The organism is Desulfococcus sp. (assembly GCF_050178255.1).
GTDB classification, from domain to species: Bacteria; Desulfobacterota; Desulfobacteria; order Desulfobacterales; family Desulfococcaceae; genus Desulfococcus; species Desulfococcus multivorans.
Genome location: NZ_JBFXGG010000004.1, coordinates 48,546 through 74,262, shown reverse-complemented (window position 1 = coordinate 74,262; position 25,717 = coordinate 48,546). Strand labels below are relative to the sequence as shown.

The following is a 25,717-nucleotide window of genomic DNA, read 5'->3' as shown; positions in this document are numbered from 1 at the left end:
GATCGACACCGCGCCGCAAAAGAAACCGCCCGATTCGTTATTTTCGCGCACCGGCGAGACCGATGGATTTCAAAGCCTCTTCCATCTCAGCGAGAATCGACGGATCATCAATCGTCGCAGGGACTTTGTATTCCTGGTTGTCGGCTATCTTCTGAATGGTGCCCCTTAAAATTTTGCCGGAACGGGTTTTGGGTAATCGCTTGACCACGGTTGCAGTTTTGAAGGCAGCCACGGGTCCGATGCGATCCCGCACCATCTGAACCACCTCCTTGACGATGTCGTCATGGGATTTTGACACGCCTGCCTTCAGGACCAGAAATCCCACCGGCACCTGCCCCTTGAGCTTGTCTTCCACGCCCAGAACCGCACACTCCGCCACATCCGGATGGTCGGATAGGACCTCCTCCATGGCCCCGGTGGAAAGGCGATGACCCGCGACGTTGATGATATCGTCGGTTCGGGACATGACGTAGACATAGCCCTCTTCGTCGATATACCCGGCATCGGCAGTTTTGTAATACCCCGGAAATTCATCCAGGTAAGACTCCTTGTAACGCGCATCATTCTGATATAATGTTGGAAGTGCGCCAGGCGGCAAGGGCAGTTTGACGACCAGTGCCCCGATTTCTCCCGGACCGATCTGCTTGCAATCCGGGTCGACGACCTGAACATTCCAGCCCGGCACCGCCTTCGTCGGCGAGCCGTATTTTACGGGAAATCGATGCAGCCCCATGCAATTTGCGCAAATGGCCCAACCGGTTTCAGTTTGCCACCAGTGGTCGATGACCGGAACCTTGAGATTGTCCTCGGACCACTTTATGGTATCCGGATCCGAGCGCTCGCCCGCCAAAAAGAGGATCTTAAAATTGGAAAGATCATATTTTTTGATCAATTCTCCTTTGGGGTCATCCCGCTTGATAGCCCGAAACGCCGTCGGTGCGGTAAAAAGGGACTTGACGCCGTGCTCCGAGATAACCCTCCAGAAGACGCCCGCATCCGGCGTACCAACCGGTTTCCCCTCGAACAGGATGGTCGTGCATCCCTTGAACAGAGGGCCGTAAACGATGTAGGAATGACCTACAACCCATCCGACGTCCGAGGCGGCCCAGTAAACATCACCCGCATCCACATCATAAATGTTTTTCATGGTCCACTTCAGGGCGACCACATGGCCCCCATTGTCCCGCACCACGCCTTTGGGCTGTCCGGTGGTTCCCGAAGTATAAAGAATGTACAAAGGATCCGTAGCGGCTAAGGGAATGCAGTCCACCGGCTTGGCATCCGCCATCGCCGCGTTCCAGTCCAGGTCCCGTCCCTCGATCAGGGAAGCGGTTTCCATCGGACGTTGGAATATGATACATTTCTCCGGCTTGTGGCTGGAGATGTTGATGGCCTCGTCCAGAAGGGGTTTATACTTGATAACCCGCTGAACTTCGATGCCGCATGAGGCCGATACCATGACTTTGGGCTTGGCGTCCTGGATTCGGGTGGCGAGTTCTTTGGATGCAAAGCCCCCGAACACCACGGAATGAACGGCACCGATGCGGGCACAAGCCAGCATGGCAATGGCCGCTTCGGGAATCATCGGCATGTAGATAATGACGCGGTCCCCTTTTATAACGCCCTGCCCCGCCAGAACACCCGCAAACTTCGCTACCTCGTCCCGGAGTTGGCGATAGGTGTATTTCTTGATGGTGTTCGTCACGGGACTGTCATAGATCAGTGCGGGCTGATCCCCCCGTCCGTTGTCGACATGAAAATCGAGTGCATTGTAACAGGTATTGATTTCTCCGCCGACGAACCATCGGTAGAACGGTTTATTGGAGTCGTCCAGGACCTTGTCCCATTTCTTGTACCAATGACAGTCTTCCGCGGCTTTCCCCCAAAACCCTTCAGGATCCTTCAATGATTTCTGGTAGGCCTCATCGTATAAATTGGTCATATTCTCCACTCCTCATCTTGAACGGTTACGTCTTTGGAACCTCTGAACAGAAACACCTCTTTTTGCGCAGACCTTCTCGACATCTCCAACGCGTGCGACCGCAACGCGAATGAACTTTCGGTACGGACACATCTCAACTCGATTCGGTTGGATTTAATTAGAAACAATCTATAATAGAAAATTATTCTATGTGTCAAGCTTAATAAAATGAATGTCATATAGTGCATGAACATAAAAAGGTATCGAAGACGCTGTTGCGATACGACGACAATCAACTGGAATTCTAATAACTCAACTTTCGACTTTCATGATGGTGATCGGATAGAGGTGCCGGGAGCATACGGCTCATGAAAGTGGAAGTTGAGTAATATATTTGACCGACAAAAATATTTGGTAGGGAAATGGCAGAATCCGGTAAGGGCGCTATACCCCTCTGCAATGGATCGCTGGATTGACAGGTTCGATATTTTTCGGATGGAGCCGCTTGCCGTCAGAACCCCAGAGATTCATCGACAAGGATAACCGTCACATCGGTCATCATGGGTTTCCGGTGAAGGATGGTTGTGATACGGCAAATTCGTTGGGGTGAACGGCAGTCGGTGCATCGCCCGGTTTCGGCACAAGGGGTCGGCTTATCCAGGCTCCTCGCCCGCATGGGGGCTGCAACATCGCGAATCCTTGCCAGCGCGGCGTCAAGGGTTGGGGTCACTTTGTTGACACCGGCAATGATCACGACCTTTGGACACCCGAAGGTCATTGCATTGGTTCGGTTTCCCACCCCGTCAACGTTGACGATTTCCCCGGTAACCGAGATCGCGTTGGCACTACAGAAAAAGCAATCGCAACGCCCCTGCTTGAGGCGGATTTCGCGATCGGTCATGTGCTTTGGCGGGTCCCAATGGTCATAAACGGTTTTTCCCAACGCCGCAATGGCCCTGGGCAGGTCCAGCGCCCGGATGGTGGCCGACCCGCCAAACCCGAAGGTTTGAAATCCTGCCGTCAGGTCCAGAGCCAGCTGTCGGGCTGCCATTGTCGAAACTGTCCAGTAGGCGTCAAACCCGTTTTTTTTGAGATTGTGAATGCACCGCTCACCGATCTTTTCATTGAGCCATTTCCGGTATCGGCTTTCCGCTGTCGATCCATCGCTCACTTTTCCGTTCCCCTGTTCTCTTTCATGGTATTGATATTTTCGTTGTAAAACGCGATCACCTCGCGCCGGTTGATCATGCCAACGATGATGCCGTGATCATCATCACTCACCACCGGAAGACTGTCGATGTTCTTTACGGTAAATTTCTGGAGGACGGAATTCAGGTCGTCCGAAGGATACGTCACGATGACGTCCGCCGTGGCCAGATCCTTCATCAGAATCAGGTGCTCAAGCCCCTCCGAGAAGAGTACGCTCCGAATGTCGGTGCTCGAAAAAATGCCGATCAACCGCTTGTTCTCATCCATGACAGGAAAATAATGCTGTTTAGTTTCAGAGAAATAGCGTTTGAACTCCCTGAAGCTCATGTCCTGGGGAATCATATTCACCTTCCGGACCCTCGACATCAAATCCTTGACACGAAATTGCTGCAAAATATCAACGAAAAACTCACCCTGGTGGGCGGGCGATTCGATCCTGCTCTTGACCTGTTTCTCGTATATCGTCCACCGCCTGCAGGCAAGATACGCCACCGAGCATACCAGGAGGCTGGGCATCAACAGGTGGTAGGAATTGGTCATTTCGCTCACAAAAATGATGGTTGAAATGGGTGCGTTGGAAACGGCGGTAAAAAAGCCGGCCATCCCGACAATCACATAAGCACCGGGTTCGGTGACGATGGTGGGCATGACGTCATGAAAGATTTTGCCTACAACCCCGCCCATGGCGCCCCCCACCACGACCGAAGGGCCAAAAACGCCGCCGCTTCCACCCGACCCGATGGAAAAGGATGTGGTCATTATCTTGCCCACGGCCAGAGTCAGCAGAAACCAGATCCCTGTCTCGTGGATGGCGCCAACCGTGTTCAACGTCTCCTGCACATAACCGTAGCCGAAAGCCAGTGTGTAGGGAAAATAAAATCCGATACAACCGGTGCAAAGCCCTCCAATACAGGGCTTCAGGTGGTTGGGAATCCGGATTCGCTTGAACAGCTTCGTAATGCCGTAAAAGGATTTGATGTAAAAAATGCCCGTGGCCGCAAGGACCAGCGCCAACACCACATAGGGGCCGATCTCAAGGGGGTTCCGGAATTGAAAATCGGGCGCGTCGAACAGAGATCCCCAGCCAAAAACGAGACAGAAAAGGCAGTAGGCCACCACTGAAGATATGCCTGCTGGAATAATGACATCCGACTCGAATTCCGGATCCTTGTAGAGAACCTCCGCAGCGAAGAGTGCACCGGCCAGGGGGGCTCTGAAAATGCTGCCGACGCCAGCCCCGATGCCCGCAGCCATCATGATTCGCCGTTCACGGTCCGAGAGCTTCAGAGTGGTTGCCAGAAACGACCCGAAACCCGCACCGATCTGGGCGATTGGGCCTTCGCGGCCGCCGGATCCTCCGGTGGTCAGGGTAATGGCCGAGGCGACGGTTTTGATCACGGGAACACGGCTCCGGATAAACCCGCCTTTGTTGTGGTAAGCGTCGATGGCCGCATCGGTTCCGTGACCTTCGGCTTCGGGAGCAAAGGTATAGACCAGCCAACCGCTCAAAAGTCCGCCGAAAGCGGGGAGGAAAAGGAGCAGCCACCGGTTGAAGGAACGTTCTGTGGGCGAAAATAGAGGATGCTCCCCGGCGGGTTGGGGCGGGCGATAACCGGCGACCATATCCATGAAATAATGAACGCCTATATGGCAGAGATAGTGGAAAACGACAGCGCCCAAGCCGGCGATGATGCCGATCACCATGAAATAAAGCGTCCACTTACCGGCATGGGCGAGTTTGCCGGAATGTTGGTTTATCCTTGAAAATCCCATGTCAGGTGTCCGGTTGCCGAGAACTCGGCAGCGCCGTTTTTCTAGCCGGCCAGATCCTTGGCCGCCCGATAAATAGCGTCGAACAAGGCTTCGATGTTTTCTTCATCCACGGAAGAGAAGGCGATTCTCAGGTCATGCTTCCCGGTAGCGATGGTCCCGACCTGATACCGGTCGAGCAAGTGGCGGCGGAGCGCCTCGGCTTCGACGGTCTTGAGGCGGATACACATGAAATATCCCGAGTTGAATGGATAAACATCCCAGGCATCATTGTATCGGCTCCCAGCAAGAAGTTGCTTGACCCGGTTGGCCCGCCGCTTTAAAATTTCGACTTTGGCATCCCGTTCCTCCCGGAACCGGGGAGAAGACATGGCCTTCAGGACCAATCGCTGTCCAATGTGGCTGGCACTGGAGATCGATCCGCGGACACACCCGGCAGTCTTTTTTTCCAACGCCTCGTAAAACGGCTCCGCCGCCCCCTTCATCACCTTTGTACCATAAGTGATGAATCCGATCCGAAGGCCCCAGACAAACATTTCCTTGGTGGCGCCGTCAAGTTTTACCGCCAGCAGACGGGCGTGCTTTTCGGAGAGTCTCGCGAACAGTGACTCCTTGATGGGTTCTTCCTCGTAGCGAAGACCAAAATAGGCGTCGTCGGTAACGGCGATGATATTGGTGCCCCCCTCGGCGATATCGGTGAGGATATCGACGATAGCGTCCGCCTCCGTCGCATTGATGGTATACCCTGTCGGATTATTGGGGAAATTAAGAAAAACCACAACCTTATAGTTGTTTTCGGCTTCTTCTCGAACACGCGCTTCAAATCCCTTGAGATTGAATCCGCCGCCGTCACCAAACATGGGATAGTTGCAGATAACGGCGTCCCGCCTCACAGCCATGACAAGATGGTTGTTGCCCCACATCTTGTCGGGAAAGATGACGACATCGTCCGGATCGAGAAACATATCAGCGAAAATGCTGATTCCGTGGGTGATACCGTTGGTCACCACGGGCAGACTGATGGTCTTCCCCGCCAGCGAGGGATTCTTTTCGTACATCGCCTCTTTCCAGCGTTGACGTAACTCAGGCAGGCCAAAGGAGGGCGCGTAGGTCAGAGATTCCCGAGCCTTGATCTTCTCGTGGTTGAGATAGTCCATGACCGAAGGCAGGTACATGGTGTCGAGGTGTTCGGTGGCAATGCCGATGGTGGCGTTGAAACGCTGATCGGCTTTCTCCCTGGCTTCGGCGCTCTGGGTCAGAATACCCTTGGGGAAAAAGAGCCGGCGTCCGGTTTTGGACAACATCTCCATCAGGTTGGAGTTGCCGTGTTTGATGGTTGCATTCAATTCTTGTGCGATGGGATTGACGCTCATCTCACCTGTTCCTCCATAATCAAGGATAGCTACTACGTCACTTCATGAGTTTCGTTCGGCACTTCTCATCTCCGTTGAGCGTTTCTTCATCTCATCCGCGACAGGACTATCTGGTGAAGTAGTCTGTGGAATATCGGAAAGAGTGGGACCGAAAACCATTAGGGGCCGGAAAGATTTTGTTTAATGGTTAAAGAGAAAAATATCAAGAATAAAAAGGAATCGGCAGGTATAAAAGCCCCGCCCTTGCTACGGGCGGGGCATGGAGGGCGATATGAAATCGATATCTTATTTCCCGCGACGCGCGCGTTTGGAGGCCTTCAACGGGTTTATCTTTGCCTGAGCGGACATTTCTCCAGCCTTGACATGTGTCGCCATGTTACAGATACCGTTTTTCCACTTCAGCGCCGGTTCCGGAAAAGCGCTGCAGTACCAACCGGTCTCGAGCTCAATAATACGGGAACATCCCTTGCATGCTTCAACAGCTTCTACGCAGGCGCCGCCGTTGTAGGAACATCCCTTTGCAGTCATGAAAGGGCAGTCATACCCTTTTCTTACAGTGGTGCAGATCATCTCTTAATTTCTCCTTATGTACTTGGACTTCAAGAAAAACCCGAAGTGTTTAATTTCAGACTTTTCTTTCGTAATTTGATACGATAAATCATCCCGAAATTTTTGTCAATTAAAATTTCAGTTTCCCCTCATGCCGTCGGCCATAAGCGACTCAATCTCATCCGCTTCTACAGGTATATCGCTCATCAAGTCGACCGGCCCATCATCGGTGATAAGAATGTCGTTTTCAGTACGAACGCCGATGCCTTCCTCCCGGATATAAATGCCGGGCTCGCAGGTCAACACCATGCCCGGTTCAAAGACACGGGAAGCATCCCCGTAGTCATGGACGTCCAATCCGAGATGATGGGAGGTCCCGTGCATGAAATAGGTACGGTAAAGGGGGGCATTTTCATCCTGGCCTTTGACATCGGCGTCATCGAGGAGACCGAGGCCGATCAACTCCTGCTCCATGAGACCTCCGACGGCCTTGTGATAAGCCTTCAGTGTGTTGCCGGGCGTCAGCATCCGAATCGCCGAGCGTTGAACCCGAAGCACCGCGTCATATACGGCTCGCTGTCTTGGGGTAAAGCGTCCGTTAACCGGAACTGTACGGGTGAGGTCTGCGGCGTAGTTGGCATATTCAGCCCCAAAATCCATCAGCACCAAATCACCGGCCTTACACAATCGGTCGTTTCTGACGTAATGCAGGATGCAGGCATTTTTGCCCGACGCGACGATGGGTTCATAAGCCGGGCCCCGAGACCGGTTTTTCATGAATTCATGATAGATTTCCGCCTCTATCTCGAACTCCCACACACCCGGCCGGATAAATCCCATCACCCGTCTGAACGCCGCCCCCGTAATATCGCAAGCCTTTTGGATCAGCGCTCTCTCAATGGGTGACTTCACCGCTCGCAGTCGATGCATAATGGGTGCGGACCGTTCATAGCGGTGAAGGGGATAGACCGCCTTACACCATTTCAGAAACCGGTCGTCCCGGGTTTCCACCGACACATCGGCCCGAAGATGCTCGTTGGTGTTGAGATAGATACGGTCCGACGACAGCACGAGGTCGCGGAATACCGACTCAAACTGGGATGCCCAGTAAACCGTCCGGATACCCGAAATCTCACGAGCCTCTTCCTGTGTGTGCTTCGGCCCCTCCCAAAGAGCGATCCGTTCATTGGTTTCCCGGATAAAAAGAATCTCCCGATGTTTTTCTTCGGACGCATCCGGACAGATCACCAGGGTAGACGCCTCCTGGTCGATGCCGGACAGGTAAAAGATATCGGTATGCTGGACAAATCGTCGAACGCCGTCGGCACTTTTGGGCGGTACGTCATTTGAATTGAACACCGCAACGGACCTCGGTTTCAACGCCTTTGCAAAAGCGACTCGATTTTGAACAAAAAGATCGCTGTCAATGGGCATATATCGCATGTCTCGTTTTCCTGTCACTGACGTTCCCTACACAATGGGATCCTGAATCCGGGTGTCAAAAACCCTGCAGCTCTTGCGTTCCGATCGAGGAAGCGTCCCATACGCGACAATTTCCACCGACGGCGTCACCAGAACCTTTTTCCTAATTCGCTGCTGCACTTCGACGGCAAGATCCTCGGAACGGCGGTCGTGAACGCCGTCCGCCCGTTCCACGATGAGATGCATCACCCCGCGCTCGGAGGCGTCCCGGGACAGATGGATTTGGTATTCGGACCCCAGTCCTGAAACATCTGAAATGATGGCGTCAATAGTAGAAGGGTAGATGTTGACCGCCCGGAAGATAAACATGTCGTCCGTTCTGCCCGAGATGCGTGAGTGCCGCGGCATTATCGATCCACACGTACACGGCCCGGGAATGATTCGGGTGATATCGTGGGTTCGATATCGGATCAGGGGGACGGCCTCTTTGCAGAGAGTCGTCACCACCATCTCCCCCCATTCGCCGTCGGGAACGGGTGTCAGGGTGTGGGGATCGACGATCTCCAGGATGTAATAATCCGCCCAGTAGTGAATGCAGTCGTGATCCGGGCACTCAATGCCCGTCCCCGGCCCATAGAGCTCCGTCAATCCGGTGATGTCGAAAAGCTCGGCACCGTTGAAAAGTTCGGAAATCTTCTTGCGCATGGAAACCGACGATCGTTCGGAACCATAGATCACCTTCTTGAGATTAATCTTCCGAGCGAGACCCCGACGCTTCGCCTCCTCAGCCATCAAAAGCCCCATGGAAGCCGTGCAGCAAAGTACGGTACTCTGCATGTCCACCAGGAACTGGCACTGGAGATCCACATTACCGGGCCCTACAGGCAACGCCATGGCGCCCAGCTTTTCGCAGGCCAGTTGAAATCCCACACCGGCGGTCCATACGCCGTAACCGACGGCGATCTGAACCCGGTCTTCAGGGGTAACCCCGGCCATCTCGTAAGCTCTGGCAAAAAAATGGACCCAGTCGTCTATATCCTTTTGGGTATAGCAAAGGTTTTTGCGCCGACCGGTGGTGCCGCTGCTCGAGTGAATCCGGACGATTTTTTCGAAGGGCACGGCGCGCAGGGGGAAAGGATAGCCGTCCTTGAGATCCTCCGCATCGGTAAACGGCAGTTTTCGAATATCCGTAAGCGATTGAATGTCCTGCGGTGCCACTCCTGCAGCAGCCAGTTTGGCCCGATAGACTGGTGATCCGCTGTAGGCATGGGCCACGGTCCATTTCAAACCCGAGAGCTGGTGATTCAGAAGCTCCGCTTCAGTATTGAATTTGGGCATAAAGCGTTGTCTCGGCATGATGTCTCCCGTTTCGAGGGGTCTAAAAAAATGTCGTTGTTCTATGGCATCGACGGCGGAAAAGGTCAAGGGGGTTCCGGATGGGACTTGCCCCCACAAAGCCCTCTCTGGATCATCTTCTTCAGAAATCGTCCGGTATGGGAAGCGTCCGCCGTCGCCACGGCCTCCGGTGTTCCGCAAGCAACGATCCGGCCGCCGGCGTCCCCGCCTTCGGGTCCCAGATCAATGATATAGTCGGCGGTTTTGATGACGTCCAAATGGTGCTCGATGACAATCACCGTATTCCCCATGTCCACCAGTCGATTCAGAACGTCAAGCAGCTTGCGGATATCGTCCATATGAAGACCCGTAGTGGGTTCATCCAGAAAATAAACGGTGTTCCCTGTCGCCCGGCGACTGAGTTCCTTTGCCAGTTTCACCCGCTGGGCCTCCCCACCGGACAGGGTGGTGGCCTGTTGCCCGATCTGAAGATACCCAAGCCCCACCGCTGAAAGGGTCTGAAGCTTGTTACGAATGGCCGGAATTCTTTCGAAAAATTCCAAAGCCTGATCAATGGTCATGTTGAGGATTTCGGAGATGGTCTTACCCTTGTAGCGGACCTCGAGAGTCTCTCGGTTATACCGCTTTCCCCGGCAGACGTCACAGACCACGTAAACATCCGGCAAAAAATGCATCTCGATCTTGATGATGCCGTCCCCCTGACAGGACTCGCACCGACCGCCCTTGACGTTGAAACTGAACCGACCGGCTTTATACCCTCGCATCCGGGCCTCGGGCGTCTCGGCAAATACCTCACGGATGTGGGTGAAGACCCCGGTATAGGTTCCTGGATTGGAACGGGGCGTTCGGCCGATGGGCGACTGGTCGATATGAATCACCCTGTCGACGTATTCAGTCCCGGAGACTGCGTCACAGGCCCCTGCACGAATGCGGTTTCGATGGAGCCTCTGAACGAGAATCCTGTGGAGGGTCTCCAGAACCAGGGTCGATTTGCCGGATCCGGAAACGCCCGTTACACAAATCAAGCATCCCAGGGGAAAGATCGCGTCGATATTTTTGAGATTGCGGGCTCTGGCCCCTTTCACGATAATTTGCCGTCCATCGCCGGCTCGACGAGCCGTCGGCACCTCGATACACTTTTTCCCGGCCAGATATTGACCCGTCAGGGAAGTCTCCGCCTCCACCAAACGGTCGGGGTGACCCGAAAAGACCACCTCGCCGCCCCAGACGCCGGCTCCCGGCCCCATATCCACCACATGATCGGCAGCTCGGATCATCTCCTCGTCATGTTCCACCACCAACACCGTATTTCCCAAATCCCGCATTTGAAGAAGGGTGGCAAGAAGCCGCCGGTTGTCCCGTTGATGAAGTCCGATACTGGGCTCGTCCAACACATAGAGAACCCCCGTAAGCTTGGATCCGATCTGGGTGGCCAGACGGATGCGCTGAGATTCCCCGCCCGACAAACTGCTTGCCGGTCGCTCCAGGGTCAGATAGCCCAGCCCGATATTATTCAGAAACCCAAGCCGGTCCGTAATTTCCTTCAAAATGTTCTGTGCAATGACCGCATCTTTCTCCGTGAGTTCACCGGCCAGGGCCGCAAAATAATCATGCGCCTGGCTGATGGTAAAACGCGTTACTTCAGCGATGTTCCGGCCACCGACCCTGACGGCCAACGAAGCAGGGTTCAACCGGTCTCCTCGGCAGGCTTCGCAAGGCCGGACGTTCATGTACTGTTCAATCTCATCTCTTGACTGCTGAGAATCGGTTTCGATGTATCGGCGGGCCAGTTTGGGAATAATCCCTTCAAAGCGTTTTCGGTAAACGACCCGCCGATTTTTCCGCTCGAAAAAAAAAGGGATCTCCACGTCGCCGGACCCATGCATCAATACCGTTTTAAAGGATTCCGGAAGATCTTTGTAAGGCGTGTAGATATCGACGCCGTAGTATCTCGTCAGCGCCTCCAGAAAATCCATGAATTGTACCGAACTTCGATGGGCCCATACCTTCACCGCGCCTTCCCGCAGATTAAGATCGGGGTTGGGAACGATCAACTCAGGATCCAGTTCACTGGCCACCCCCAGACCGTCGCATTTAGCGCAGGCGCCCTGTGGGGAATTGAAGGAAAAACTGGCGGGAGAGAGCTCCGGAAGGCTGATGTTGCAATAGGTACAGGCCGCATGCTCGCTGAAGAGGATGGTCTCGCCGCCCATGATATCGACAGCCACCCGACCATCGGATTGGGCCATGGCCAGTTCCAGGGAGTCGGCCAGCCGATTGCTGATGCCCGGTTTGATCACCAGGCGATCGACAACGACATCGATGGTATGCCTCTGATGCTGGTCCAACCCATCCGACGCCTCGATATCCATGACTTCACCGTCGATTCGGACCTTGGAAAAGCCCTGCTTTTGAAGTTGCCTCAGGCGTTTTTCGTGACGCCCTTTCTGATTAGACACCAGCGGCGCGAGGATAAGAATCCGCGTCTGTTCCGGAAAAGCCGTCACCTGGTCGACAATCTGGTCTATAGATTGGGCCGAAACAGGGCGCCCGCATCGGTGACAGTAACTCCGTCCGATCCTCGCAAAGAGCAACCTGAGATAATCATGGATTTCGGTGATGGTTCCCACGGTCGATCGAGGGTTATGGCCTGGGGCCTTTTGCTGAATGGCGATGGCGGGGGAAAGACCGTCTATCAGATCCACCTCCGGTTTATCCATACGCTCCAGAAACTGTCGGGCATATGCCGACAGGGACTCCACAAACCGGCGTTGTCCCTCTGCATATAGGGTATCGAAGGCCAGCGTGGACTTTCCCGAGCCGGACAGACCGGTCACCACCACCAATTTGTGTCGCGGGATTTCCACATCGATGTTTTTAAGATTATGATGCCTTGCCCCCTGAATGATGATTTTATCCGATGTCATAAGAAGGTCCGTTGTTCAATGATTTGCGATGATGAGGAGGCAGCCGTTGACGTCCTTTTAAAAAATATTTTAGCCCGCCTGTCATGCTTTTTCAAACGAATTATTCCAGATCGAAATGCGGTTGTTCGCTCATAAAACGATGATATTCAATGAAAACAAAAGATATATTAAAATTGTGAGTTGATGGCGATATGGCTTTTTTCAAAAATTCCTCGCCGATGCCCTTAAAATACTTGAAGATAAATCGGACGGTGAAAAAGGGTGTATTTATGGAGAGTTGCAAACTGAAAAACACATATAACCAATTTATTCAGACTATTACCAAATAAATTTTCCGTACCCTGAAATGTTGATACAGCCCGATTCATCCGATTTGACGCTCTTGGACAAATCGCATATTAGAGGAATCCATGTTGTTTGATACATCAGACCATCCTCCGGTATTTGGGCCATAATTAGCCTAAACGTACATCCACGACGAATACAACGAATAGTTTAAGGGTTTAAATCGGTTGCGTAAGCAATAAGGAAGCGTATTGTCCAATGGAAGATATCTGGAAAAACGTTAAGGCTGTCGTCAAAAAGGAGATTCCCGCCCACAGCTTTAGAATGTGGATCGAACCCGTCGAATTCGTCAAAGCCGACGGAAACACGATCGTGCTCTCCTGTCCGAATTTTTTTGCCAAAAAGCGTGTCATGGATCACTATGGCGCCATGATCGAAGCCCTCTTCAAGAAAGACACGGGCAAAAACTGCTCCATCAGCATCGAAATTGCTTCCCGACAGAATTCAGTCCGGCGAAGATCCGATGCCAATGAACTGAGGATCGAGCCCCAACTGGAGTTGCCGTCGATGCCGCCGCCCCCTTCCAGCGGGCGGCTCCTCCGGAAAAATTTTACGTTCGACCGTTTCGTTGTTGGCAGCAACAGCAATTTTGCCTATTCAGCAGCACTTTCTTTGGCGTCAAGGCAAGGCATCAACCACAACTCCCTGTTCCTCATGTCTCAGACGGGCCTGGGTAAAAGTCACCTGTCCCAGGCCATCGGGCACCATATTCTATCACACTTTCCAACGGAGAACGTTTATTACATCACAGCCGAGGATTTCACCAATGAGATGATCCGGGCCTTCCGCAACGATGCCATTGAGCAGTTCAAGCTTAAATACCGTAATCAGTGTGACGTGCTGCTCCTGGAGGATGTCCATTTTCTGACCGGAAAAGAGCGAACCCAGATGGAGCTTGCTCAGGCGCTTGACTATCTTATCGATGCAGACAAAAAAATCATCTTTACCAGTTGTCACCTGCCTGCCGAAATTCCAAACATGAGCGAACAACTCAAATCTCGCCTGGCACGGAGCCTTATATCCCACATCGAGATCCCTGATTTTCAGACTCGGATCAAGATTCTCAAAAGAAAGATGGTGGAGCATGGGTGCATGTTGCCGTCGTCGGTCACAGAGTATCTTGCCGGAGAGTTATCTGAAAACGTTCGCCAGCTCGAAAGCGGCCTTATCGGCGTAACCGCCAAGGCATCCCTTCTTGGAGAGCCCATCGATCTGAGGCTTGCAGAGAGCGTGGTTAGAAACATTACCCAAAGAAAACAAGCTATTACTGTAGACTATATCAAAAAACTGGTGTGCAGACAGTTCAAGATCTCTGTAGAGGAAATTGTCTCACCATCGAGAAAGCGGGCCATCGTCCGGCCCCGCCAGGTAGCCATCTACCTTGCGAGAAAATATACCGATCAACCGCTTCAGGCCATCGGAAAAAGCTTCAACCGATACCACGGAACAGCCCTTCACTCTATTGCCGCCGTCGAGAAAGGCATCCGTTCAGACGGCTCTTTGAAAAAGCAACTGGAATTCCTTTGCGAGCGTATTGAATCCCATTAGGAGCAAAAGCCTACCGTGTAAAGTAAACAGGGGATGACAAACGCTGTGGGAAATGAACGGAAGGGTCAGGAAAATATCAAGCGAAATGTCGGTGCCGGCCCGATGGCCGGCTTCAAGGACTTGACCAAATGAAATTATTGGATCTTGATATACATCATATCAGTCGATATCAGATCCTCCAGCAACTCCAGTTGATCATTCTGTTCTCGTTCGATGGCACAACGAATGTTCAGGGAACACATCTTCCTGCAAATCGGATCTCCCAGATTGAATTCACCGAAACACCCCAGATGATCATTTAACGAAACCTTTTTACCACTCTGCTTCATAGTTTTTCCTTTAACTCCAATAGTGACATCAGTTCACGGTGAATGCATCCGTTGGTGGCCAGAATTTCCCGGTCGCCAACACCGTATTTCCCCCCTTTGAAATCGGTTACCCGTCCGCCCGCTTCCGTCACGATCAGCATCCCGGCGGCGGTATCCCACGGTTTCAGATTTTCTTCCCAAAAACCGTCGAAGCGGCCGCAGGCAACAAAACAGAGATCCAGAGCTGCAGCCCCCAGACGCCTGACACCTCGTGAAGCCGTCAGGCAGGATCTGAAACGTTCGACAACGGATTCCAGAATGTCACCAAAATTGTACGGAAATCCTGTTACCAGGAGACTCTCCGAAACAGATAGACTATCCGACACGTGTATGGGCCGCCCGTTCAACAAGGCACCCTGCCCTCGGACAGCCGTAAACAGTTCGCCCGATATCGGGTTCACGACGATCCCCACGCTAATCTCATCCCGGTAGGAAAAGGCGATGGAAACCGCAAAAATAGGCAATTGGTGAGCGAAATTGGTTGTACCATCCAGGGGATCGATAATCCATCGGTATTCAGGCATACCAGGGTCCGTCCCGCTTTCTTCCGCCAGGATGGCATGATCCGGGAAATGCTGTCGGATAGTCTGAATGATTGTTTTTTCGGAGCCGATATCCGCCTCTGTTACGAGATCGATGGCTCCTTTTTTTTCAATGGCAGAGAGATTTCCGAGGTAGGACCGAAGGACGGCTCCGCCCGCTAGGGCTGCAGCAACACCGACTCTTTTAATATTTTCGAGGTCCATAAGAAATTAAAATATATATTTTATAGCGGATGTCAAGTAATAGATGACAGTTTTTCGATTTCTTCCGCCATTTTTTCCGTAAGGGGCACGAGAGTGCTCCGGTTCACGGCGGAAACGGGGAAACCGCCCAACGTCCGGATCCGGCGGTCCAGGTCTTCGGCCGAAATCAGGTCAATCTTGTTGAGAACCCGGAGAACCTTGATGTGCTGAAGATCGAGATCCGAAAGGATGCGTTCCACAGAACGGATCTGTTCCTGGCATCTCGGATTGCTGACGTCCACGACATGCAAAAGAAGATCGGCACTTTGAAGTTCCTCAAGGGTCGCCCGGAAGGCGACCATGAGGTCTTTGGGGAGCTCTCGGATGAATCCCACAGTGTCCGTTATGATCACCTCGACGTCTCTTGGAAATCGGAGCCGCCGACTCGAGGGATCAAGAGTGGCGAAAAGGCGGTCTTCCGCCAGAACGTCGCTTTGGGTAAGGGTATTAAGAAGCGTTGACTTACCAGCATTGGTGTAGCCGATAATGGAGATGACGGGCAGCCCCTTCTTCGTTCTCCGTGCTTTCTGACGTGATCGGTGCCTGATCACCGCCTGCAGAGCTTTTTCGAGTTGGTTGATGCGCTGCCGAACCCGCCTGCGATTGATTTCCAGCTTTGTTTCTCCCGGCCCCCGCCCTCCGATCCCTCCGGTAAGACGGGACATAGCCGTATTTTTGGTCACCAGTCGAGGTAGCAGATACTTGAGTTGAGCCAGCTCCACCTGAAGCTTGCCTTCCCGAGTCTGAGCCCGTTGAGCAAATATATCAAGAATGAGCTGAGTCCGATCGATGACCTTGAGCTCTATTTGGTCCGCAATGGAGCGAATCTGGGAGGCGTTGAGCTCCTGATCGAAGATAATGAGCGAAATACCTTTCTGGAGCGCGAGAAGGTTCAGGTCCTGAAGCTTGCCTCGACCGATGAGAAATCGAGGATCGGCCTTCTTGCGTTGTTGCAGTACGACTTCCACTACCTCTATTCCACTGGATATTGCCAGTTCTTTCAGTTCGGCCAACGAATCTTCCGCGATCTTCCTGGGAGCAGTGGAGACGCTCACCAGAACGGCCCGCTCTTCACCCTTTTCAGCAGTATAAAGGGATCGGATCTGGGCGAGCTCACTTTCCAACGCCCGAATGATCTCGGCGAATCCAACGTCAAGCCGGTGGGGCGGCAAGGGATCGAGAATCCGATATGGCGCATCGGGAGGGCCCTGGGGAAGGATATGGGCGGCATGAACACTTCGAACGCCCCCTTCGGGGGTGAGCGTCACCGCCGCCATCAAGTCGAGCCGCAGCAAAGCAAGGTCCGTGAGGTCATCGGCTGTAAGCGGTTCGTCCTTGAGGTGAGTATGAACGCAACGGAGCCCTTTGAGCCTTCCGGGGAGGGTGTGATAAGCGCCGGTTTCAGGGATAACAATCTTGTGGGCGTCCCCGACGATCACCGCGACGATCTTTCCGGATCGTTCGATAAGAAGGCCGACCTGACGATGAATCTCATGGGACAGACGGGCGATATCTCTAGCCAATTCCGGCGTAATGATAAAGCGATCCGGTACTTTTCGCCGGCAAAGATTTTCCAGCCGGCGAATATGGTCTGCCTTAAGGTCTTCCGTATTGCCGTAAAGGGTTCTCATGGCCTCCCGACCGCCGCCACCTGATCGGGCGCGGGATTTTCAAATCGCGTATAGGAGCCCAGAAAAATCAGGTGTGCCGAACCAATGGGGCCGTTTCGTTGTTTTCCGAGGATAATCTCCGCCTTTCCACGGTTGGGGTTGTTTTCTTCCTTGTTGTAAACCTCGTCCCGGTAGATGAAGGCCACCACATCGGCGTCCTGTTCGATGCTGCCGCTCTCCCGAAGGTCTGAAAGCATAGGCCGTTTGTCCGACCGCTCCTCGAGCTTCCGGTTTAGCTGCGAGAGCGCAATGACCGGAATATCGAGTTCTTTGGCCAGAGCCTTCAGCGACCGTGAGATTTCGGATATTTCAAGGTCCCGCCGCTCCGATGAGACCCGACCCTTCATCAGCTGCAGGTAATCCACAATAACCAAGCCGAGGTTCTTTTCCATTTTAAGTCGACGAGACTTGGCCCGAATCTCAATGGCGGAGATATCCGCGGAATCATCGATGTAGATCGGCGCCTCGGACAAAACCCCTGCAGCTTCGGTCAGCGCGTCCCAGTCGTCCATGCTGAAATAACCTCTGCGGACACGGGATGAATCCACGCGGGCCTCTGCGCAGAGAAGCCGCATGGAGAGCTGTTCTTTTGACATTTCAAGAGAAAATACGGCAACAGGCACATTACTGTCCACCGCCGCATTTCGGGCGACGTTGAGAGCAAAAGCCGTCTTGCCCATGCTGGGCCTGGCCGCCAGAATAATAAGATCCGAAGGCTGGAAACCCGAGGTAAGGTTGTCCAGATGCGTGAAGCCGGTCGCCACGCCGGTAATCATTGTTTTTTTGCCCTGACGCTCTTCCAGGGTGTCAATGCTCGATTCGATCAGCTTGCTGATGGGATGAAAAGAGGGATTGATCTTGTTTTCAGATATTTCAAAAATCGAACGTTCAGCAAAATTGATGACGTCGTCCACGTCGTCATGCGCTTCGTAACAGCGCCGGCTGATCTCGCCGGCTTTCTGAATAAGGCGTCGAAGGCATGCTCTGTCACGAATAATGCGAGCGTAATGCGGGGCATTTACAGCCGCGGGCGCGGCATCTGTCAACCAGGAGATATAGGTGACGCCCCGATGATCCTTGCCCCCGATCTCGTCGATCACCCCTTTTTCAGTAAGCCGGTTCGAGAGGGTAATCAGATCGACCGGTTCGTTTCGCGTGAAAAGGTCGACGACGGCCTCGTAAATCTTCTGGTGGGATGTCGAATAGAAGTCCTCGGGTGACAATATCTCGACAATGTCGATAAGCGTCGAATCATCGAGGAGAATCGCACTCAGAATGGATTCTTCAGCCTCGATGTTCTGGGGAGGAAGTTTATAGATCATATCGGCATCCCGTTGTATGGATTTCAGAGCCATAAACACCCTCCTCGCAAAAAAAGCATCAAAGCATCTTTATCATGCCTTGATGCTCTTTTGAATCTGAATCGGCCGACGCTAATCCGACTGTTCCTCGGGCACGACTTCTACGGTTATCTCAGGTTCAACCCCTTTGTAAACCCGGACAGGCACGTTGTAGGTGCCGAGATTTTTGATGGATTCGGGCAGCAGGACCATCTGCTTGCGGATATCAATCCCTTGTCTGGAAAGGGCATCGACAATGTCCCTCACTGTGACCGACCCATAAAGACGATCTTCGTCGCTGACCTTGGCGGCGATCGTACAAGCAACCCCTTCGAGCCGCTTGGCCATTTCCTCCGCAAATGCCTTTTCTTTGGCGATCTGAATCTCGAAACGCTTTTTTTCGAACTCCAGGCGCTTTCGGTTGGCTGGGGTGGACAGAACGGCCTTTTCCTGCGGTAAAAGATAATTTCTCGCGTACCCTTTGGCAACATTGACCTCGCTGCCGATGATACCCAATGTTTCAATGGTTTCTGTCAGAATGACTTTCATATTAAGCCTCCCTCGGGGGTGGATTCACTCTTTTTGGGTTTCTAACTTTCGAAAATTCAGCCACATGTCGAAAAGACCGATACCGATCACCAGGAAAAACGCAATCTGTTGAAGCGCAATGAAGCTGTAGACGCAAATACGCAAAAACAGGGGAAGTTGTTTTTTCTCCAGGTAATAGGAGACGATTGCAATTCCGACAAAAAAATAGATTGTCATCAGAATGATCAGGCCATTGACGCCTGCCATTCGAAGCCTGCCGTCTGCAAAGAGCAGAATACCGCCGCTTCCGATAACGCCCCAGATCAGAAATTCCGGTGCCCGCCAGAGATTCAGTCTCCCGAAATCCGGATAGGCAAGCCCAAACCGGGGGGCAACGAACTTCGCCATGACAAGGGTCATCCATGTCATGAAAAGAACGGAAGAAATCGCCAATGCCGGCAGGACATGCACCAGAAAAAAACGGATCGTTTCGAGGGATTCCGAAACGGCGTCAATCATCTCTTCGGACATTCCGATGCTTTGATAGAGTGCCATCGTCATCTGGAGATTCCGATCCACATAATCCGAGATCATCTCACCAGTGCCGACGCCGAGAAAGGCGCTGTATACCGTCAGACATACGCCGCCGGAAACCATCACGATCCCGACGGTCAAAAGTACGGTTTTCTCCACCGACAGACGCTGCTCAAGCACCTCCCCCAAAACATATCCCATCACCATCAGTTCGAAAAAGAAGAGTAACTCGAAGGATGCCCCACCCAGATAAAGCGCCATGATGGCACCAAGTACGACGGGGACAATACCACCGATGCGTCGACCCAGCCGAAGTCGATAAAAAAAAATCAGCAACGGGATAAACAGGGAAACAAAAAATCCGATCACTGGTATGTGTGTCGCACTGAATAAAAGCAGGCCGACAACCACTATCCCTATGAGAAGTTCCGTTCCTACACTCGATCTGCCGATTGGCAGCACGTTCAATGTCTCCTCGGATAGGGCAGCAGGGGGCTTACTGCATGCCCCCCTGCCCAGCTCTTTACAGATCGACCGTACCGACGTAAGGCAACAGCGCGATGGAACGCGCCCGTTTAATCGATTCGGTCAATTTGCGTTGATGGGTGGCACAGGTACCTGAAATTCTGCGAGGAATGATCTTCCCACGCTCTGTCGTGAACATTCTGAGCGTCTTCGGTTCCTTGTAATCGATGGCAAGACTGCTGTCAGCGCAAAAACGACAGACTTTGCGGCGATGAAAAATCCGCTTTTTTCTTCGACCACCCTTGGCGTTCCGTTTACGTTGAAAGGCCATTATTCCTCCTCCGCGGTTTCAGGTTTCTCGGCATCCTCTTGGGCAGGTGTCGCCTCGGCGGCATCGGCATCTTCGGCGGCGGACGATGCCTCGGCAGCCTCCGCTTTGGCCATTTCGGCTTTTATGGCCGCCATGTCGGCATCCTTTTCGAGTAAAACCGTCATATATTTCAAAACACGATCGTCGATCCGGCAGAATCGCTCCAGTTCGCTGACCAATCCACCATTCCCGCAGTAGTCGAGCCGCAAATAATAACCCCGTGACTTTTTCTTGATCTCATAGGCAAGCTTGCGCGTCCCCCAATCGTCACGCGCAATCAGCATTCCCCCATGCTGGGAGATGGTCTCTTCCATTCTCTCGAAAAGCGGATCCCGCTTTTCCGAGGGCAGGTCAGATTCAACAATGACCATAGTTTCGTACCGTCTCATAAATCCTCCTTACGGATATGAAGCCCCGACAGAGCGGAGCAAGGATAGAACCTTCTACATCTTACAAATTAAAACTTGAGTTGATAGCATCGCTATCCCTGAAAAGTCAAGCTTATTTCTCGGAATTCAGACAAGATCAGGATTGAGCCATTAAAATTCAGTCGCCCCGCCCCAAAAAAGATAGGGCCGACCCCGAAGGGTGGCCCTATCTTGGACCATAAGGATAACCAACGATATTTACTTGGCAAACAACCCTGCAATAGCAGCAGCCTGCGGATGCGCATAGATCAGGATCAGTGCGATGACCAAAGCATAAATACACAAAGACTCGATCATGGCCAGGCCGATCAGCATGGTAACGGTCACCTTACCGGAAGATTCGGGATTTCTGGCGATACCCTCGACCGCAGCCTTCAAGCCAAGACCCTGGCCGATACCGCAACCAAAAGCTGCTACTGCAATCCCAAAACCCGCCGCAGTCACACATGCGATAAAAAATTGTAATGCCTGAGCTTCCATCTAACGTACCTCCTTCACCTTAAGTAGATTTGATAAGTATTGCGCTTCTTCCACTATCCCATTAATAGCGAAATTAAATCCATATCCGATCTTACGTTTATGTGCGTTCTTAATGTGCGTGCTCCATGGCACCCGTAAAATACATGATCGACAGGAGAAAAAAAACAAATGCCTGAACCAGCGCGACAAATATACCCAGCGCCATGATCGGTAGAGGGGCAAAAAAAGCACCTGCCAACGCGAAAAGAATCCCCAGCACCAGTTCATGCCCCATCATGTTTCCAAAAAGTCGGAAGGAAAGCGATAGGATTCTGGCAAGGTGCCCAATAAGCTCGATAGGGAAAATGATGGGAATCATCCACCATACCGGCCCCATAAAATGTTTGATATAACCGACGCCGTGATATTTTACACCGATGATGTGGGTGAAAACAACAACCACCAGTGCGCAGGAGAGAGTGGTGTTCAGGCTGGCCGTCGGGGGAAAGAAACCGGGGACAAGACCGATGAGGTTTCCGATAAAGATGTAGAGGAAGATCGTTGCGACCAATGGAAAAAGCCAACGCCCCTCTTCCCCGGTAATATCGACCATGAAGTCTTCAATGCCGGCCACGATGATTTCAAAAAAGTTTTGCATTTTGTTGGGGACCATGGCGATACCTTTGGCACTCAGAAGGCCCAGGACGACCAGCAGAAGCATCACCACCCAGGAATAGATCACATGGGGATACGCATGGGCAAAATGGCCCAGACCGACGAACTCGAACAACTTGACAAAGAATAGATAGGGATGTTCCACCTTACACAGCCTCCTTCAACAAAAGGTTTTTAAATTCAAGCAAGGTTGCCAGGGTGATACTGACAACGACGACCGACAGCCCGATAAAAAGCCCAATGGGGTTCACGATGTGCTTGAAAATGAGCACAAAAATGAGCAGCCCGCTCACGAGAAAACGGACATAATATTTGGCTAAAATGACATGATGTGACGTCAAACTGTTGGGAACGAAGGCTTTTTTGAGTGTTCGGTAAAGAAGGTGGAAATTGACGGTGACGATCAGACCGCCGCAGATAATCCCGCCGGCGAATGCAGGGGATGTCCAGAAAAACCCTGCGGCACCCGAAAGAACTAATAGTATCCAATTCATGCGGGTCACAAATTTTAACAGACGCTCTTGGATTTTCAAAACCGTTTACGCTTTCCCGTTAGAATTTCCGACTCTTCTTGATAGCCAACCCGATGTTTCGATAGCCTGCTGCGATGCCCAACCCCAAGCATATCAACGTTAGCCAGGGATTCGTGCTGTATCGGCCGTCAAGGTAGACGCCGATTCCCAATCCGATAAAGATGGAGAGAGCGACCGACAGACCAATGCTGCTGTAATATGCGAGTTCTCTGAGGTACCGTAAATTTTTCTTATCCATTTATGGGAAAACCCGCCTTTATTTTAGGGTTTTTCGTTTAGCACAGCTCGCTCATCAAGTCAACGAAAATTCAGCATTGCAAGCGGCAGCGTCGGTTTCATATGATGATGTCCAACGCATTAAAAACCGGCCCATCGATACAGGCATGGAAATATGTTCCGGAATCGCCCGACGATTCCACCGCACAGCCCAGACAGGCGCCTATGCCACAGCCCATCATGGTTTCAATGGAAATTTCGCAGGAGACGCCGTATTGCCGCGATATACGGCTCGTCGTCCTCAGCATCGCGAGCGGTCCACAGGCATAGATCATGTCAGGACGTTGCGCCAGAATCGCTCGCTCGAGGGGTCCGGTCACCATCTCCTTTCCTCCGGCCGTGCCGTCATCGGTTGTGATGGTGACCGTTTGAACCCCAATGGAGAAGAAATCGTTCATGCAGAGCAAATCGTCCTTGGAGCGCCCCCCGATAAATACTACACAACGGGAAATGTCAATCCCCTTTTTTTTGAGGGTTTCCGTCAAAAAGTACATCGGCGCGACACCGATCCCTCCGCATACGATAAAAATGTGCCCGGATCTTTCGGGAAGGCTGAAATGACGGCCCAGGGGCCCCAGAAGATTCAGTCCGTCGCCCTCCTTGAGCGTCGAGAGATGCGCCGTTCCTGTCCCGACCACCTTGTACAGGATTTCGATTCCCTCAACCGTCCCCGCATCAGAAGTGATCAGGCGGTGTATGGAAAAGGGTCGTCGGAGCATGGGATCCATCCGCTCCGCCACCCGAACCATGACGAACTGTCCGGGCCTGGCCCGTTCGTAGTCGGGTGGACACGTCATCCCCATCCGGTAGTACCCGGAACATTCGATCTTATTCCACAGTACCCGAACATATTCCTGGTTCATTTCTTACCTCTTCGTCACCTATTGAATCCAGTCGGAATCGGTTTCAGTCGAATCGGACATGAGTTCCGCTACGAAACGGCCCACCGCCACCCTGCTCCTGATCCGGACAGGGATATGCCGACGATCGGCGGACACCCACAACTCGATCTTGGCATCCGGGCTCTTTTCGAAGACACCGCCCACGTGTCTCAGCTCGGGTTCCAGCCGAAGGGTTTCGTAAGTCCTCCCATTCACCCGTATGGTTTCCCGTTCAAGCACCTCGGCGCTGCCGCGAACGCATTTCTTGCCGTCGCTCACCGGACGCTCGATAATCCTTCCGGGCGACAGATCGGATGCACGGACAAAATAAAACGCGGACAACGGGTCGAAGGTACCGGGCATCAACGCCACAGGCGCCTTCGAACGACCGGAATTGGTATAAACCGCCGTCTGATTTTCCCAGTCAAAACGAACAACGATATCCCGCTCGCGTCGTCCCTCCTTCTGTTTCTTTCGATACAGAACCGACCGGCTCAACCTCAGGTCGGTATAGGCATCGATACGATCGCGGACTTTGTAGATCTTATCCAGAACGGCGTTGGACCTGACAGTCAGAGCGAAATGACGCACAGGTCGATCGTCTACGACATCATTGGGCAGAACTTCCAGCGTGGCTTCACCGGCGAGGATAAATTCCCATCTGAGCGCGTAACTGAGACGTTCACCCGGAAAAAACGATATTGTTTCCGTTATGGCTGAATCGTACCCAACGGCCGTATCCGGCGGCATCGCTCCTGCCGTAAGCGGAACGACGATCAGGATGACGAGGACAACGGCTCCCCGAAAGAGAATCCCCATGGGTTACAAACCCGCGTTACGGATCAACGTATCGCCGCCGATATCCTGAAACGGACCGAGGGGTTTTTTCTCATCGATCAGTTCGTCTATATTAGGTCTGCCGCTGCTGTTCTTGTAGACTACAAGTCCGTTTTTCATGATGATGAAGGCGTTAAACTCCCATCCGGTCACTTTCGTTTTACGTCTGAAACTGAAAAGATCCAGAAAGACGTTTCCAAATCGGTCTTCGTGCCTGCGCCACAATGCAACCTCATACCCCGTGCAGGCATCCTTTGCAAGAAGGCAGTCCTGAATTCCCTCGTCCAAATCTGCCTTGGTGATGGAGTTGTTGGGTAAAAACCTGTAAAGAAGTTCGATATATGTCAACACCTTGATGTTGGCGGCGACAAAAGGATCGTACCCGAGTCGTCTCAGATCCTCCGTCGTTGTCTTGTAGGGGACAATTTCATCAAACGATTTTTTGGCGGCATCGTATGAAGCCCATATCGTTTTCGTGTCACGTTTGGAGCTGGGAAGCAATCCGCTGCAACCGACACCGAAACAGCCGATCGCCAGCACCCCGATTACCCACCACTTTTTTGTTGGCCGCGAACAGATTCTCATGAGCATCACGGTCGTTCCCACGATATTTTTGTTGGCTACGTCGAACTTGACGTATCTTGACCACGTCGGAAACAACGCTGTTTTATACATCGGCAGAATTCAGAAAAACAAGCGCTTCCCTTCGTTTTCCCGGCTTTGATGCCGGAACACGGCAGGCATGGCATGCGGTTTTTGATGTCTCGGCAAAGCAGTTCCGGCCGTTGATACCGACAGTCTTTTCGATATCGTTACCGTACCCGTGTTTGAACTCCTACCTCAAATTTTCAGCTTCGTCAAATATTCCCCTCCAAATCCAGCTCTTTTCCCAGGCCGCTTTGCGGCGCCTTTCCTGACGCCCTGTTTTCCAATCCGATCCTTTTCATAAGTTGTTCATCCGGCAGCAACGAGAGCTTTTTATTGACAGATATCATTAAATAGGATTATTAGATACGCCTTGAGCATCAGGCTATATATTGATGCCAAACCCCTATGGAAAAGCGATGAACGCAAAAAGCAAACAGATGCGGCCGCCGCCCCCAACATGTCCTTACCGTTCCAGCAATGGCTGGATCAGCATCTCCCGC

Annotated in this window: 23 protein-coding genes; 2 read left to right on the top strand and 21 right to left on the bottom strand. The window is 52.4% G+C overall.

Annotated features, from left to right (window positions below):
* Positions 1-37 precede the first annotated feature (37 nt).
* The 4 genes from AB7S84_RS02130 to AB7S84_RS02115 form a co-directional block, all read right to left on the bottom strand.
* Complete coding sequence (locus AB7S84_RS02130) at positions 38-1,942, bottom strand: propionyl-CoA synthetase (RefSeq protein ID WP_020877043.1); 1,905 nt, start codon at positions 1,940-1,942, stop codon at positions 38-40.
* A 490-nt stretch (positions 1,943-2,432) separates the two neighbouring features.
* Positions 2,433-3,092 carry a lactate utilization protein gene (locus tag AB7S84_RS02125; protein WP_020877042.1) on the bottom strand — a complete coding sequence of 220 codons (660 nt, stop codon included), beginning with the start codon at positions 3,090-3,092 and terminating at the stop codon, positions 2,433-2,435.
* On the bottom strand, positions 3,089-4,903 hold the full coding sequence (locus AB7S84_RS02120; RefSeq protein WP_428152821.1) for a chloride channel protein: 1,815 nt from the start codon (positions 4,901-4,903) through the stop codon (positions 3,089-3,091). The genes AB7S84_RS02125 and AB7S84_RS02120 overlap by 4 nt, the downstream gene beginning before the upstream one ends.
* A gap of 41 nt (positions 4,904-4,944) precedes the next feature.
* The gene (locus AB7S84_RS02115) at positions 4,945-6,273 is read right to left on the bottom strand and encodes an aminotransferase class I/II-fold pyridoxal phosphate-dependent enzyme (protein WP_020877040.1); all 1,329 of its coding nucleotides are present in this window, start codon (positions 6,271-6,273) and stop codon (positions 4,945-4,947) included.
* A gap of 183 nt (positions 6,274-6,456) precedes the next feature.
* Between AB7S84_RS02115 and AB7S84_RS02110 the strand changes: the two genes are divergently transcribed.
* Positions 6,457-6,930, top strand: a complete 474-nt coding sequence (locus AB7S84_RS02110; RefSeq protein ID WP_428152820.1) for a hypothetical protein — start codon at positions 6,457-6,459, stop codon at positions 6,928-6,930.
* A 30-nt stretch (positions 6,931-6,960) separates the two neighbouring features.
* On the opposite strand, the gene AB7S84_RS02105 is transcribed toward AB7S84_RS02110, so the two are convergent.
* The 3 genes from AB7S84_RS02105 to uvrA all read right to left on the bottom strand — a co-directional run bounded on the left by AB7S84_RS02105 (position 6,961) and on the right by uvrA (position 12,527).
* Positions 6,961-8,256 carry an aminopeptidase P N-terminal domain-containing protein gene (locus tag AB7S84_RS02105; protein ID WP_428152819.1) on the bottom strand — a complete coding sequence of 432 codons (1,296 nt, stop codon included), beginning with the start codon at positions 8,254-8,256 and terminating at the stop codon, positions 6,961-6,963.
* Positions 8,257-8,292: 36 nt separating this feature from the next.
* Positions 8,293-9,600: a phenylacetate--CoA ligase family protein gene (locus AB7S84_RS02100; protein ID WP_020877037.1), complete on the bottom strand. Its 1,308-nt coding sequence runs from the start codon at positions 9,598-9,600 to the stop codon at positions 8,293-8,295.
* Positions 9,601-9,665: 65 nt separating this feature from the next.
* Positions 9,666-12,527, bottom strand: a complete 2,862-nt coding sequence (uvrA, locus tag AB7S84_RS02095; RefSeq protein ID WP_428152818.1) for an excinuclease ABC subunit UvrA — start codon at positions 12,525-12,527, stop codon at positions 9,666-9,668.
* 543 nt (positions 12,528-13,070) lie between these two features.
* On the opposite strand from uvrA, the gene dnaA reads away from it, so the two are divergent.
* Complete coding sequence (gene dnaA / locus AB7S84_RS02090; RefSeq protein WP_020877035.1) at positions 13,071-14,420, top strand: chromosomal replication initiator protein DnaA; 1,350 nt, start codon at positions 13,071-13,073, stop codon at positions 14,418-14,420.
* Between the two features lie 325 nt (positions 14,421-14,745).
* On the opposite strand, the gene AB7S84_RS02085 is transcribed toward dnaA, so the two are convergent.
* The 14 genes from AB7S84_RS02085 to AB7S84_RS02020 all read right to left on the bottom strand — a co-directional run bounded on the left by AB7S84_RS02085 (position 14,746) and on the right by AB7S84_RS02020 (position 25,160).
* A complete protein-coding gene (locus tag AB7S84_RS02085) occupies positions 14,746-15,534 on the bottom strand; it encodes an inositol monophosphatase family protein (RefSeq protein ID WP_428152817.1) in 789 nt (262 codons plus the stop codon).
* A gap of 32 nt (positions 15,535-15,566) precedes the next feature.
* Positions 15,567-17,204, bottom strand: coding sequence for a GTPase HflX (gene hflX / locus AB7S84_RS02080; RefSeq protein ID WP_020877032.1), 1,638 nt, complete (start codon positions 17,202-17,204; stop codon positions 15,567-15,569).
* Positions 17,201-18,598 (bottom strand): replicative DNA helicase, encoded by a 1,398-nt coding sequence (gene dnaB, locus AB7S84_RS02075; protein WP_020877031.1) that lies wholly within the window; start codon positions 18,596-18,598, stop codon positions 17,201-17,203. Before dnaB ends, hflX begins: the two co-directional genes overlap by 4 nt.
* 78 nt (positions 18,599-18,676) lie before the next feature.
* The gene (rplI, locus tag AB7S84_RS02070) at positions 18,677-19,132 is read right to left on the bottom strand and encodes a 50S ribosomal protein L9 (protein WP_020877030.1); all 456 of its coding nucleotides are present in this window, start codon (positions 19,130-19,132) and stop codon (positions 18,677-18,679) included.
* 24 nt (positions 19,133-19,156) lie between these two features.
* On the bottom strand, positions 19,157-20,107 hold the full coding sequence (locus AB7S84_RS02065) for a YybS family protein (protein ID WP_020877029.1): 951 nt from the start codon (positions 20,105-20,107) through the stop codon (positions 19,157-19,159).
* Between the two features lie 61 nt (positions 20,108-20,168).
* Positions 20,169-20,441 carry a 30S ribosomal protein S18 gene (gene rpsR / locus AB7S84_RS02060; RefSeq protein ID WP_020877028.1) on the bottom strand — a complete coding sequence of 91 codons (273 nt, stop codon included), beginning with the start codon at positions 20,439-20,441 and terminating at the stop codon, positions 20,169-20,171.
* Positions 20,441-20,869, bottom strand: a complete 429-nt coding sequence (gene rpsF / locus AB7S84_RS02055; protein ID WP_020877027.1) for a 30S ribosomal protein S6 — start codon at positions 20,867-20,869, stop codon at positions 20,441-20,443. The genes rpsR and rpsF overlap by 1 nt, the downstream gene beginning before the upstream one ends.
* A gap of 237 nt (positions 20,870-21,106) precedes the next feature.
* Positions 21,107-21,388, bottom strand: a complete 282-nt coding sequence (gene atpE, locus AB7S84_RS02050) for an ATP synthase F0 subunit C (RefSeq protein WP_020877026.1) — start codon at positions 21,386-21,388, stop codon at positions 21,107-21,109.
* Between the two features lie 109 nt (positions 21,389-21,497).
* Entirely contained in the window at positions 21,498-22,187 is a 690-nt protein-coding gene (atpB, locus tag AB7S84_RS02045) for a F0F1 ATP synthase subunit A (RefSeq protein ID WP_020877025.1), read from the bottom strand.
* 1 nt (position 22,188) lies between these two features.
* The gene (locus AB7S84_RS02040) at positions 22,189-22,536 is read right to left on the bottom strand and encodes an ATP synthase subunit I (RefSeq protein ID WP_144016460.1); all 348 of its coding nucleotides are present in this window, start codon (positions 22,534-22,536) and stop codon (positions 22,189-22,191) included.
* A gap of 58 nt (positions 22,537-22,594) precedes the next feature.
* Positions 22,595-22,813, bottom strand: a complete 219-nt coding sequence (locus tag AB7S84_RS02035; protein ID WP_020877023.1) for an AtpZ/AtpI family protein — start codon at positions 22,811-22,813, stop codon at positions 22,595-22,597.
* A gap of 97 nt (positions 22,814-22,910) precedes the next feature.
* On the bottom strand, positions 22,911-23,714 hold the full coding sequence (locus AB7S84_RS02030; RefSeq protein ID WP_020877022.1) for a dihydroorotate dehydrogenase electron transfer subunit: 804 nt from the start codon (positions 23,712-23,714) through the stop codon (positions 22,911-22,913).
* A gap of 18 nt (positions 23,715-23,732) precedes the next feature.
* A complete protein-coding gene (locus AB7S84_RS02025) occupies positions 23,733-24,551 on the bottom strand; it encodes a DUF3108 domain-containing protein (protein WP_020877021.1) in 819 nt (272 codons plus the stop codon).
* Positions 24,552-24,554: 3 nt separating this feature from the next.
* The gene (locus tag AB7S84_RS02020) at positions 24,555-25,160 is read right to left on the bottom strand and encodes a hypothetical protein (RefSeq protein WP_428152822.1); all 606 of its coding nucleotides are present in this window, start codon (positions 25,158-25,160) and stop codon (positions 24,555-24,557) included.
* Between the last annotated feature and the right edge of the window lie 557 nt (positions 25,161-25,717).